Annotated in this window: 12 protein-coding genes and 1 pseudogene; 8 read left to right on the top strand and 5 right to left on the bottom strand. The window is 57.4% G+C overall.

What is annotated here, in order from left to right:
- Positions 1-6 precede the first annotated feature (6 nt).
- The 3 genes and pseudogenes from tssC to pckA all read right to left on the bottom strand — a co-directional run bounded on the left by tssC (position 7) and on the right by pckA (position 4,250).
- Positions 7-1,557 carry a type VI secretion system contractile sheath large subunit gene (gene tssC, locus GVK32_RS12985; RefSeq protein ID WP_159868250.1) on the bottom strand — a complete coding sequence of 517 codons (1,551 nt, stop codon included), beginning with the start codon at positions 1,555-1,557 and terminating at the stop codon, positions 7-9.
- A 37-nt stretch (positions 1,558-1,594) separates the two neighbouring features.
- Positions 1,595-2,092 (bottom strand): annotated as a pseudogene (gene tssB / locus GVK32_RS12980) (type VI secretion system contractile sheath small subunit).
- 514 nt (positions 2,093-2,606) lie between these two features.
- The gene (gene pckA / locus GVK32_RS12975) at positions 2,607-4,250 is read right to left on the bottom strand and encodes a phosphoenolpyruvate carboxykinase (ATP) (RefSeq protein WP_159868247.1); all 1,644 of its coding nucleotides are present in this window, start codon (positions 4,248-4,250) and stop codon (positions 2,607-2,609) included.
- A gap of 312 nt (positions 4,251-4,562) precedes the next feature.
- Here pckA and GVK32_RS12970 point away from each other — a divergent pair, with 312 nt between their 5' ends.
- Both GVK32_RS12970 and GVK32_RS12965 read left to right on the top strand, forming a co-directional pair.
- On the top strand, positions 4,563-5,456 hold the full coding sequence (locus GVK32_RS12970; protein WP_041146137.1) for a LysR substrate-binding domain-containing protein: 894 nt from the start codon (positions 4,563-4,565) through the stop codon (positions 5,454-5,456).
- A gap of 105 nt (positions 5,457-5,561) precedes the next feature.
- A complete protein-coding gene (locus GVK32_RS12965; protein WP_159868244.1) occupies positions 5,562-6,260 on the top strand; it encodes an RluA family pseudouridine synthase in 699 nt (232 codons plus the stop codon).
- 20 nt (positions 6,261-6,280) lie between these two features.
- On the opposite strand, the gene GVK32_RS12960 is transcribed toward GVK32_RS12965, so the two are convergent.
- Together GVK32_RS12960 and GVK32_RS12955 are read right to left on the bottom strand one after the other, a co-directional pair.
- Positions 6,281-6,679 (bottom strand): cupin domain-containing protein, encoded by a 399-nt coding sequence (locus GVK32_RS12960; RefSeq protein WP_227697848.1) that lies wholly within the window; start codon positions 6,677-6,679, stop codon positions 6,281-6,283.
- A 43-nt stretch (positions 6,680-6,722) separates the two neighbouring features.
- The gene (locus GVK32_RS12955) at positions 6,723-7,547 is read right to left on the bottom strand and encodes an AraC family transcriptional regulator (RefSeq protein ID WP_159868373.1); all 825 of its coding nucleotides are present in this window, start codon (positions 7,545-7,547) and stop codon (positions 6,723-6,725) included.
- Positions 7,548-7,678: 131 nt separating this feature from the next.
- On the opposite strand from GVK32_RS12955, the gene GVK32_RS12950 reads away from it, so the two are divergent.
- From GVK32_RS12950 to GVK32_RS12925, 6 genes are all read left to right on the top strand, one after another.
- Positions 7,679-8,419, top strand: a complete 741-nt coding sequence (locus tag GVK32_RS12950; RefSeq protein WP_159868242.1) for an AzlC family ABC transporter permease — start codon at positions 7,679-7,681, stop codon at positions 8,417-8,419.
- Positions 8,420-8,740 (top strand): AzlD domain-containing protein, encoded by a 321-nt coding sequence (locus GVK32_RS12945; protein ID WP_159868239.1) that lies wholly within the window; start codon positions 8,420-8,422, stop codon positions 8,738-8,740.
- 176 nt (positions 8,741-8,916) lie between these two features.
- Positions 8,917-10,005: an ABC transporter ATP-binding protein gene (locus GVK32_RS12940; RefSeq protein WP_159868236.1), complete on the top strand. Its 1,089-nt coding sequence runs from the start codon at positions 8,917-8,919 to the stop codon at positions 10,003-10,005.
- Positions 9,998-10,627 carry an ABC transporter permease gene (locus GVK32_RS12935; protein ID WP_159868233.1) on the top strand — a complete coding sequence of 210 codons (630 nt, stop codon included), beginning with the start codon at positions 9,998-10,000 and terminating at the stop codon, positions 10,625-10,627. The genes GVK32_RS12940 and GVK32_RS12935 overlap by 8 nt, the downstream gene beginning before the upstream one ends.
- Positions 10,627-11,295 carry an ABC transporter permease gene (locus tag GVK32_RS12930; protein ID WP_159868230.1) on the top strand — a complete coding sequence of 223 codons (669 nt, stop codon included), beginning with the start codon at positions 10,627-10,629 and terminating at the stop codon, positions 11,293-11,295. Before GVK32_RS12935 ends, GVK32_RS12930 begins: the two co-directional genes overlap by 1 nt.
- 102 nt (positions 11,296-11,397) lie before the next feature.
- Positions 11,398-12,297 (top strand): ABC transporter substrate-binding protein, encoded by a 900-nt coding sequence (locus GVK32_RS12925; RefSeq protein WP_159868227.1) that lies wholly within the window; start codon positions 11,398-11,400, stop codon positions 12,295-12,297.
- Positions 12,298-12,300: the final 3 nt, after the last annotated feature.

The following is a 12,300-nucleotide window of genomic DNA, read 5'->3' as shown; positions in this document are numbered from 1 at the left end:
CTTACGTTACGCTTTCGCTTTCGGCATCTGGGAAACCAGCGACAGATTGACGTCCATGCCTTCCACCTGGAAGTGCGGCACGGCAAACAGCTTCACGCGGAAGAAGCCCGGGTTATCCTCAATATCCTCCACCACCACCCTGGCGTCGCGCAGCGGATGCGACGCCTGCAGCTCGTCGCCCGGGTCGGTCATTTCGGTCACCAGGCTTCGCACCCAGGCGTTGAGCTCCAGCTCAAGCAGGCGGCGGTCCTTGGTGGTGCCGATGTTTTCACGCTGAATAAGCTTCAGGTAGTGCGCGATGCGCGACAGCAGGAAGATGTAGGGCAGGCGCGCGTTAATCCGGCTGTTTGCGGTAGCGTCCGCGGTGTCGTACAGCGCCGGTTTCTGGGCCGAATTTGCCGAGAAGAAGCAGGCGTAATCCCGGTTCTTATAATAAGAAAGCGGAATAAAACCGAGGTTGGCGAACTCAAATTCGCGAGTTTCCGGCAGCATCACCTCTGACGGAATTTTTACCTGATTACCGGTGCCGAGATCGTACAGATGAATGGGCAGGTCCTGCACCGCGCCGCCGGCCTGCGGCCCGCGGATCTGCACGCACCAGCCGTTGTTGATGAAGCTTTTCACCATATTGGCCGCAAAGGCGAAGGAGGCGTTGGTCCACAGGTATTTGTCGTGTTCCGGCCCCTTCACCTCTTCGACGTAGTTGAAGCTCCGCACCGGCACGGTGTCCGGGCCGTACGGCAGGCGGCCCAGCACGCGCGGCATCACCAGGCCGATGTAGCGAGAGTCGTCGGTTTCGCGGAAGCTTTTCCATTTGATATATTCGGCGCGATCGAAGTAGTTGCCGATATCCTTGATGGCCGCAACCTGCTCCATGTTCTCCTTTAAAAAGAATGCCGGTCCCGCGGAGCCAATAAACGGCATGTGCGCGGCGGCGGAGACCTTTGAGATGTTACGCATCAGCGCCACATCCTGAGCGGAGGCATCGAACTCATAGGCGGAGATAACTGCGGCAATAGGCTCGCCGCCCGGGGTGTCGTACTCCGCGATATAGGTCTGCTTATACAACCCGCTCTGGATAATTTCCGGAAAGTCCTCGAAGTCCTGGCGCAGCTCCTCTTTAGACAAATCGAGGAGCTCCAGCTTGACGTTCTGGCGAAAATCGGTTTTATCCACCAGCGATTTGAGCCCGCGCCAGACGCCCTCAGTGCGCTGAAAATCCGGGTGATGCATGACTTCATCAAGCTGACGGCCAATCTGAAAATCCAGCTCCGCAATATGATGGTCGAGGATCGTCTTATCCAGCTTCTCCACTTTGTGCCCGGATTTTTGCAGACACTGCATAAACACTTTCACCGCGGCGGTCACGCGCGCGTCGGCGGAGGTTTCCGCCATAACGGTCGTATCATCAAAACCGTTTAAATCACCGAGCTCAGCCACCGGCGTTAAATTTATTTTGTCAAACAGTGAGGCATATACCCCACCCTGCGGCAGATGTTTTTCGACAACGGCGCCACCCGCCAGATTCTGGGATTCATTATTGACTGACATTAGCATTTACTCGTCATTATTCCGTGATAAAAACGTCCAGTAATTAATCCTGGGCAGGGGCAAGCGCATTCAGTTCATTACGCAACGCTGCAGAAAGCGCTGGGTCTTTTAATATAATTTACAGTTCTTTCCGAAAAGTCATATTATCCAGAAGATTTGATTTCAAATCGCGCAGCAGATTACGCATCGCGAGCATTGCCCGAAGCTGTGGAATTTGCCGCGCCACCGCCTCCGGCTCAAAGTCCTTCATATTGTGAAAAAAGAGCGTCACGTTTTCTTCAGAACCATCGCTGGCGAGGGTGTTTTTAACGGTGAGATTGACTTGCGGATTAAGATTAGCCAGGACGCTGTTAAAATTGTTCTTGTTGATGTCTATCTTATCGCGCTCAGAGAGCGTGCCCTCTGCCTTGCCGTTGCTGAAGTCACCCACGCTCAGGAGCTTTAGCGGGAGCTCAACTTTCTTCTGAACTCCCCCCGTCAAAAGATCCAGCTTTATATTTACACGCGCACGAGGTATTTCGTTCTGAAATGATTCAGACATATATACTTATCTCCTGAATAAATTAATCACTTAACCTTAAATATTGCCACTATAGAGGATGCGGCTTTTTGTTTTTACTCTAAATTCATCGCAGCGTAAAGCGTGAAATACTCAAACAACCCGTAACGGCAATCGCTAATTAAAAGCAACCCGCGCCATAAGCCCGACATAACAGGCCTGGCGCGCCTGTCACCCGCCAACATTTACTTTAAACAAACTCACGCCACAAAAATAAATAACATTCACGACAACAATGAGAATTCCAAATTAATAAATGAAATAATAAAATAATATTTTTCAAGTCCAGTGTCGGACATTTGAAACACCACAAGGAGAGGAGCCGGCAGTATTGACGTAAGGAGCGGTATTGACTAAAGAAGCGGGCCGGCGAAAGCAGGCGCGGCCGACGTTGACCGCTAATGCGCGTTCGGCCGGTTACCAGAAACAGAAAAACCCGGACAGCAAACGTGTTGCCATCCGGGTTTCGCGCGGGCGACGCTATTTACGTCGCGAATTAGTTTGCCGTAGCGGCGGACGGTTCAAGCTTCGGGCCCGCCAGCGCCAGGCGCGCGCCGGCCTCAGTATCGCTGTATTGTCTGAAGTTATCGATAAACAGCTGGGCCAGACTCTCGGCTTTATCCTGCCAACCGTCGGCAGAGCGCCAGCCGCTGCGCGGGTCGAGCAGCGCGCTGTCAACGCCCGGGATGCTCTGCGGAATAGCCAGACCAAAGACCGGGATCGCCTCCGTACGCAGAGGGCCGGTGGTATCGTTTAAGATAGCGCTGATAATGCTGCGGGTATCGCGCAGCGACAGGCGTTTACCCTCCCCGTTCCAGCCGGTGTTGACCAGCCAGGCTTCGGCGCCCGCTTCCGCCATTTTGGCGGCCAGCACGCTGGCGTACTGCGTGGGGTGCAGCAGCAGGAACGCCGCGCCGTAGCAGGCGGAGAAAGTTGGCGTTGGTTGGGTGATACCGCGCTCGGTGCCGGCCAGCTTCGAAGTGAAGCCCGACAGGAAATGGTACTGCATCTGTTCGGTCGTCAGACGTGAAACCGGCGGCAGCACGCCGAATGCGTCGGCGGCGAGGAAAATCACCCGCGCCGGATGGCCGGCGCGAGAGACCGGCTTGACGATATTTTCGATATGCGACAGCGGGTATGAAACGCGGGTATTTTCGGTCTTACTGCCGTCGGCATAATCCACCGTACCGTCAGCCCGGACCACCACGTTTTCCAGCAGCGCATCGCGGCGAATCGCCTGATAAATCTCCGGCTCCGCCTGCGGATCGAGGTTGATGGTTTTGGCGTAGCAGCCGCCTTCAAAATTGAAGACGCCGTCGTCATCCCAGCCGTGTTCGTCGTCGCCAATAAGCTGGCGCAGAGGGTCGGTGGAAAGGGTCGTTTTGCCGGTACCGGAAAGGCCGAAGAACAGAGCCACGTCGCCCTCTTCCCCGCGGTTAGCCGAACAGTGCATCGAAGCAATACCCTGCTGCGGCAGCAGATAGTTCATGACCGAGAAGAGCCCTTTTTTCATCTCTCCGCCGTACCAGGTGCCGCCAATAAGCTGAATTTTCTCGCTCAGGTTAAAGGCGACGAAGTTTTCGGAGTTGAGGCCCTGCTCCTGCCACTGGTCATTGGTGCAGCCCGCGCCGTTGAGGACCACGAAGTCCGGCGTGAACTGTTCCAGCTCCTCAGCCTCGGGAACGATAAACATGTTTTTGACGAAGTGAGCCTGCCACGCCACCTCGGTGACAAAGCGCACGCCGAGGCGCGTATCAGGGCTTGCCCCGCACCAGGCATCAACCACGTACAGCTTTTTACCGCTCAGCTGTCCGGCAACCCGCGTTTTGAGGCTGGCCCAAATCTGCGGCGTTAACGGCTTATTGTCGTTGCGGCCAAGCCCGGCATCGGACCACCAGACGGTATCGCGGGTCAGGTCATCTCTGACGATATATTTGTCGCGCGGCGAACGTCCGGTAAATATCCCGGTATCAACGGCCACTGCGCCGGATGCGGTCATCACGCCGCGCGCTGCGCCGGTGAGTTCCGGGCTGGTTTCATGGGCAATCAGCAGGTCGTAATCGGGGTTATAAAATAACTCGCTGCTATTCTTAATACCAAGCTCGTGCAGAGCCTGTTTTACTAATTCGATACGTGGCATGGAACTCCTGACAAACAGCTGGCTAGGTAAGATGTATTCATTATTTCAGCCCGTCATTGCGTTCTTCTGTGAATTCCGGTGTAAAAAATCCACAGCAAAATGAAATAACAGGGTGAGCCGCCTGGAGCAGCGATTTTATAGCGGTGCTCGTAGGGTATCGCCTGTGCTTTACGACAACTCGTATTAACTGCTTAGGAATACGCTAAATCTGAGAAAAATGTTAACACCTGTGGTTAGTTATGTTAATTGCATAGTTTCTATGCGTTATGCTAAAATTGCATAGCATTAAATATAGCGTTAAGGAACGGATCCGTGCTGGCTAATCTTGAAGTGAAGTGGCTGTACGATGTCATTGCTCTGGAGGAGTCCAGAAGCTTTACTCTGGCGGCTAAAACCAGAAATATATCGCAATCCTCGTTCAGCCGCAGGATTCAGGCGCTTGAGGCGTCGCTGGGTTTCAGCATCTTCGACCGCGGGGTTAACCCGCTACAGCTCACCACTCGTGGGAAAATTTTCGTCGGCTATGCGCGAAATATGTTGGACGATATGGACTTTCAGATTAGTCGCATTAAGGGGCTAAATAACACCACCCAGAAAATAAGAATCGATGCCGCTCCGTCGCTCTCTGTTTTAGTCCTTCCGGAATTAATTGCTGGCTACACCGATATAAAAAATAAAACCTTCCACGTCGAATCCATTAACGTTAACGAAGCCGTATTTAACCTCAAGGAAGGCAAGAGCGACTTTATTCTGTCGTTTTATAATGAGGAGTTAATGAACTATCCGTTTATTAACCACAAAATTTTCGACTCCTCGGTGCACCTTGTTACGCCCTGCGATGAGAGCGGCAGACCGCTCTTTCATCTGCACCGCGGCGTTTTGCCGCTGATGAGATATGCCAACGATAGCTATATGGGGCGCCAGGTGAATCAGGTTATCGACCGCACGCCGGGGATCACCTTCTCGCTGACCTTCGTCTCTTCGATGAGCGAGTTGCTTAAGCGTATGATCCTCAACGGCGATGGCGTGGGCTGGCTGCCGCAATACTCTATCCAGCGCGAGCTTGATGAGGGCCGCCTGGCCATTATGGACGCCACGCTCTCGCTGCCGATTGGGGCCTATATGTATCGTTCCGGCTCGCGGCTTAACCAGTCGGCCGAGCGCTTCTGGCAGCATATTAAATCCCGGGATGCCCGCCAGTCCTGAGCAATAAAATCGGCGGCTTGCGTCCGTCGCCGGCTAAATAGCGAATTCGCCAGCTGGCTGAAAATTCGCTATCATCCGCCTCCTCTTTCCCAGGCGAGCCGCCCGATGTCTACGATCGTTGATACCTTTATTGCCCCGCCGTGCCGTGCCGAGATTGAGATCCTTTATCAGGACGATCATCTGCTGCTGATCGCAAAACCTGCCGGCCTGCTCAGCCTCTCGGGGAAAAACCCGCGCAATCTCGACTCGGTGCACCATCGGTTAGTCCAGACCTTTCCCGGCTGTACGCTGGTTCATCGTCTCGATTTCGGGACTTCCGGCGTGATGGTGATTGCCCGCAGCAAGGCCATCAACGCCGCCCTCTGCCAGCAGTTTAGCCAGCGCGCGGTGAGCAAGGTCTACAGCGCGCTGCTGTGCGGGCACCTGGCCGATGACGAAGGCGTGATAGACGCCCCCATCGCCAAAGACCCGGCGCTGTTTCCGCGGATGACCATTTGCATCACCCGCGGCAAGCCGGCCCGCTCCCGCTATCGGGTGCTTGAGCGCCTGCAGCGCCCGGGTGAAGACGGAACGCTGCTGCCGCTGACCCGCGTGCGCCTCACCCCGGAGACCGGCCGCACCCACCAGCTGCGCATTCACTGTCAGCTCGCGGGGCACCCCATTTTAGGCTGCGATCTCTACGGCGGCCTGCTGCTACCCGGCACCGAGAACGCGCCGCGCCTGATGCTGCACGCCAGCGAGCTGCGCTTTACCCACCCGGTCAGCGGGGAGCTAATCAACGCCAGCAGCGCCAGTCCGTTCTGAAACCTGCCGGTCAGCGGCGATTAATCCAGCGGCGCGTCCCTGATATCAACCAGCAGCAGCGTACCGAAACTGCCGGCCGGGACGTGGTGCACGACGCCCTTCTGCACAAAGCAGTAATCGCCGGCGGCGAGGTTAAACCGCCTGCCGTCGACGACCAGCGGCAGCGCCCCTTCCAGCACCAGCAGCAGCTCGTCGAAATCATCGTGCGCTTCGGCGGCGATCCCCTCGCCGCCCATTTTTATGATCTTTATGGCGCTATTGCCTACCGCGCCCAATACCCGCGACTGCCAGACCTGCTCCAGCCCGGCGGCGATCCGGTATACAGAATTAATCTCCATCAATGCCTCCTGCAGGCGAATGCCAGCCGCAATCAATAACCGATCGGCGCCATCGCGCAAATACGGATATGTTAGTTGCATACGCAAAATCATTCGCTGTGCCGGGAAGCGTCTGCCGAACGGCCTATATCGACGAGGCCGCAAAGACGCCGGGCGTGATGCCATAATGCAGGCGGAAGTATTTAATCAGGTGGCTTTGATCGTAAAACCCGACGTCCGTCGCGACCAGGGCGGCGCCGAAGCCTTTCGCCAGCAGCCCTTTGGCTCTGACCAGGCGCAGCTGCGTCAGGTACTGATGGACCGACAGCCCGGTCTGCGCCTGGAAGGTACGCATAAAATGAAACTCGCTCAGCCCGGCGACCCCGGCAATCTCCTTAACCGTCAGCGGCTGCTGATAGGCGCAGTGTAAATACTCGATGGCGCGACGGATGTCGGCGCGGATCGCATCCCTTCGGCCACCGCGGGCGCTGCGCCCGGCATAGCGCCCCACCAGCATATTCAGCACCTGGTACATCAGACACTCTTTTTCCAGCGGATCGCGGCTGGCGCCAAGCACCGCGGAGGCCTGCAGCATGCTGCGCGCCATCAGCGGGTCGTGGCGCATCCCTTCGCCGCCAAAATGGACCTCCCCGGTACCGGTGAGCACCGTTGCGGCCACCTCATCGATCAGCTGCGCTGAAGGATAAAATGCGCAGTAATCCCAGCCTTCGTCACGCTGCACCGCTTCGCCGGTGTGCACTTCGCCGGGCATGATCACCATCACCGTCCCCGCCGCCGCGATGCCGCGCTCCCGGCAGATGCGCGTGCGCTGGGCGCCGCGGGCGAAGGCGGCAATCACATATTCATTATGAAAGTGCGGCGGATAGCTGTGCTCGTAGCAGGAGGCGCGGAGGATCTCCATCCCGCCGTGCAGCTCGCTGTCCCGCCAGAGCCTGATATCATCCCGTATCTCTTTCGCCACTCCGGCACCCTTTTTATTGCGCAAAATTGATATTTCAGCCAATGAGCAGGATTTTACTATAGCGATCCTGACGATTTCTTAAGATTATCATTCAGTGACGGACAATTCGGGACTATTTGATGTTGATGAACAAGAAGACCTCGCCCAGGGATGAGGCAGCCGCGGAGTTTCGCGCGGGCATTATCGCCTGCCTGCCCACCATCCCCGGCTACTGGAGCATTGGGTTTGCCGCCGGGGCTATCGGCACCTTATCAGGGTTCACCACCGCGCAGACGGCGCTACTGGCGAGCGCGCTGTACGCGGGCTCCGCCCAGTTCCTGTTTTATTCGCTGTGGGCCACCGGCGCCGAAGTCGCCTCGGTGGTGCTGAGCGTACTGCTGGTGAACCTGCGCTACCTGCTGATGAGCTCCGCCATGAGCGTATTCTTTCGGGAATACACTACCGGACAAAAAATTATCAGCGGGCTGCTGCTGACCGATGAAACCTTCGGCGTCGCGGTCCAGCGCGGCAGCGGGCACAACAACGTGCCCTACGCGTGGATGCTCGGACTTAACCTCGCCGCGTGGCTGAACTGGATCCTCGCCTGCGTGGTCGGCGCGGGGTTAGCCTCCACCCTTCCGCCGTCGCTGATGGAGGGGCTGAGCTTCAGCCTGGTGTCGATGTTTATCGGGCTGGTGCTGATGATCTGGTTTGCCAGCCAGCGTAAGGCGCTGGAGGCCTTCAGCATTGCGACGGCGGTGGTCATCACGCTGTTCACCGCCGGCCACACCGATATGAGCGTTGTGGTCATCGTGGCGGCGTCGGTCGCGGCAACGCTGGCAACGGTCGGGCTGCGCCTGACGTCCAAAGGAGAAAAATAGATGGAACGAAATATTATCCTTGCCATTCTCGCCTCCGCGCTGGTCACCGCCCTGATGCGCACGGTGCCTGTGTTACTGCTTTCGCGTTTTCGCCTGGCGCCGGTTATCCAACAGTGGCTGAGCTTTATTCCGTCCGCCATTATGGCGGCGATTATTGCCGCAGAGCTGCTCGGCAAACCGGCGCTAAGCGGCTCGGGGATCAGCATTTCGCTGCTGGCTGCCGCTGTCGCGACGGCGACCGGTGCTCTCACCCGCAGCCTGTTTGCCACGGTAATTGCCGGGATGGTTGCCTTTTCCGCACTCAGCTACCTGCTGCTTTAATTATGCTCCTGGCCACGGTTATCGTGGCCTTTTCATTATCAGCTTCCCCCACGCGTTAAATTCAAATAGCGGCATTGCAAATGCAAATATCATATTTGCCCGTTAATCACCGCCTCTGTAGCTTGTAGTTTATTCATGCTTTCCATGAAATAAACTTCAGGGCGCAACGGCGGCAAATGATTAGACTCGAAAATATCTATAAGACCTACCCCGGCAGCGCGCATGCGGCAATAAGCAATCTGAACCTGACGATTAATAGCGGTGAACTGTGCACCTTCGTTGGCCCCAGCGGCTGCGGTAAAACCACCCTATTACGGATGATTAATCAGCTCGATAAGCCGGACTCCGGTTATGTCTACGTGCAGGGTGTAAAAATAGCCGAAAGCGATATTATCCAGCTGCGCCGCAAAATTGGTTTTGTTATGCAAAGCGCGGCGTTATTTCCGCACCGCACGGTGGCGCAAAATATCGCAACGGTACCGCGCCTGCTCGGCTGGAGCAAAACGCAGATCCGCGCGCGCATTGCCGAGCTGGTCGATTTAATGTCGCTGGACCGCCAGCTGCTTGAGCGCTATCCGCATCAGCTTTCCGGCGGCCAGCAGGGACGCGTCGCTATCGCCAGGGCGCTGGCGGCCGACCCGCCGGTGCTGCTGATGGATGAGCCCTTTGCCGCCATCGACCCGCTGGTGCGCGAACGCCTGCAGGACGAGCTGCTGCTGCTCCAGCAGCGCCTGCATAAAACGATAGTGCTGGTGACGCACGATATTAACGAGGCCATCCGCCTGGGCGACAGAATTGCCATTTTCGAGGAGGGCGGCGTGCTGGCGCAGTTTGCCTCACCTGACCATATTTTATCGCACCCGGCCAGCGACTTTGTCCGCCGCTTTATTGGTCCCGAGCCCAACCTCAAGCGGCTGGGCATGATTCAGGTCGGCCAGCTGCCGCGCCATGACGTGGCGCTGGTTGACGAGCAATATACGCCAATCGCCAGCCACCACCCGACCCTCAGTAGCCCGCTGCAGCTGATCCTCGATAAAAATCAGCGCCCGCTGCAGTGGTTCGATCCGCACAGGCGCATCGCGCTGCCCATCACCCAGCCGCTGGCCGCGCTGCACAACCTGCGCTTTGCCTACAGCGCGCTGCTGGATGCGCCGGGCGGCGTGCTGGTGCACGTCGACGACAGCGGAAAATATCAGGGCACCGTTTCGTACTCGCTGCTCCAGCACGTGCTGGATGGTCTGGTGGAAATTCGCCGCTATGGTTGACTGGCAGTGGATCCTCGACAACCGGATGACGATCGGCGCGCTGCTGTGGCAGCATACCCGGCTGGTGGCTATCCCGCTCTTTTTTGGCACCCTACTGACGGGGTTACTGATTGGGCTGACCCTGCGCTGGCCGAAGGCCGCGCAGCCCTTGCTCTATCTCTGCGGGGTCCTGTTTACGATCCCCTCGCTGGCGCTGTTCATTTTACTGCTGCCGTTTACCGGCCTGTCGCTGACCACCTCGGTCATCGGTCTGACGCTCTATTCCCTGCTGATCCTGCTGCGCAATACGCTTGCCGGCATCGAGAAGCTGCCGGCGGCGGTGCTGGAGTCGGCCCGTGCGCTGGGCTACACCCGCGGCTACCGCTTTTTTGATATCGAGCTGCACCTGCTGGCGCCGTCGCTTTTTGCCGGCCTGCGCATCGCCTCCGTCACCCTGGTTGGGCTGGTGACGGTGACCGCGCTGATTGGCCAGGGCGGGCTGGGACAGCTGCTGCTGGCGGGGTTTAACCAGGATTTTATTACTCCTGTCATTGTCAGCCTGGCGTTGAGCCTCGCGCTGTCGCTGTTATTTGACTCGCTGATCGCCCGCGTTGGCTATTGGCTTACGCCCTGGACGCGCTGATGGATATCCTACAGGCAACGCTGGACTGGTTTTTGCAGCCCGAACACTGGCTCAGCGACGGCGGTATTCTGGTGCGCCTGCGGGAGCATATTTATTACGTTACGCTGAGCATGCTGATCGCCTCCACCATTGCCCTGCCCACGGGAATTGCGCTCGGCTACTGGCGCAAAGGCGCCTTTGTGATCATTAACTTATTTAATATCGGCAGGGCAGTTCCGGCGCTGGGATTAATTCTGCTGTGCATTCTGCTGTTTGGTTTTAACGATATTCCGCTCTTCGCCGCACTGGTCGCCATGTCCGTTCCGCCGATTCTGACCAACGCCTGGGTCGGGATCTATCACGCCGATCGCCAGCTGTGCGATGCGGCGAAGGCGCTGGGCATGACGCCGCTGCAAAGCCTTTGGCAGCTGCGGATCCCGCTGGCCGCACCGCTTATTTTCGCCGGAATGCGCACCGCGCTGGTACAGCTTATCGCCACCGCCGTCGTCGCGGCCTATGCGGGCCTCGGCGGACTCGGTCGGTTTCTGATTGACGGGCTCGGCCAGCGCGATATTCCGCAGGTGATCGCCGGCTCGCTGGTGGTCTCCCTGCTGGCCATCGGCAGCGAGCTGCTCTTTTCACTGATTGACCGGCGCTTCACCCATACCATCGGCACTCCGGAGTATTAGTTTTGTTCACCCATCACCGCGGCCCGAATATTTCACACGGGCCGCAGCGTACCCGTGTCTGACTTAGCGCATCACGGATATTTTTTCACCTAGCGAGGCACTATGCACAATATATTAGTTTTCCCTTTTCACCATCGCCGTTTTCGCCTGTCACTATTAGCCGTCGGGTTACTCGGCTTAAGCTTTAGCTCATTAGCGGAAAGCGTCACGATCGGCGGCGCAAATTTCACCGAGAGCTCTATTCTCGCGAATATTTACGCCAGCGCGCTGAAGAAAAATAATATTGAGGTCAGCACCCGGCTTAATCTCGGCAACCGCGAGATTATTATTCCGGCATTAAAGAGCGGCGAAATTGATATTGTGCCGGAGTATCTTGGCGCCCTGCTTAACTACTACGACGGTAAAACCCTGGCCACCAGCCAGAGCGACGTCAGCGCCGAGCTGACTAAGGTTCTGCCCGCCGACTTCACGCTGCTGACGCCTTCGCCGGCCACTTCGATTACCGCGTGGGCGGTTCGCCCCGACACCGCGAAAAAGTACGGCTTGAGCAAGCTCTCCGATCTGCAGCCCATTGCTCATGAGCTGACGATCGGCGGGCCGCCGGAGCTGGCGGTGCGCGCGCTCGGCCTGCCGGGGCTTAAGCGTGTCTATGGCCTCGAATTTAAGGCGGTAAAATCCCTTGATATGGGCGGGCCGCTGACTCGCCTGGCGCTCAACTCCGGCAAAATCGACGTTGCGACGGTTATCTCCACCCAGGGCAATCTGGCGAAAGAGGGCTGGGTGGTGCTGGACGACGATAAGCACGAGCAGCCGAGCCAGAACGTGGTGCCGCTGGTGCGTAAAGCCAGCCTGACGCCGACGGTGAGCAAGGTGCTAAACGACGTCTCCGGCAAGCTGAACAACGCCACCCTGATTGAACTCAACCAGCAGGTTGATCTGCAGCATAAAGATCCGGCCGCCGTGGCTGAAGCGTGGGTCAACGACCATCTGGCAAACCGCTAATCT

It is taken from the genome of Klebsiella sp. 18074 (assembly GCF_902705905.1).
In the GTDB taxonomy this organism is placed as follows: domain Bacteria; phylum Pseudomonadota; class Gammaproteobacteria; order Enterobacterales; family Enterobacteriaceae; genus Klebsiella; species Klebsiella terrigena.
Note: the sequence above shows the minus strand (reverse complement) of the source record. Positions and strands in the feature narration are given on the sequence as shown.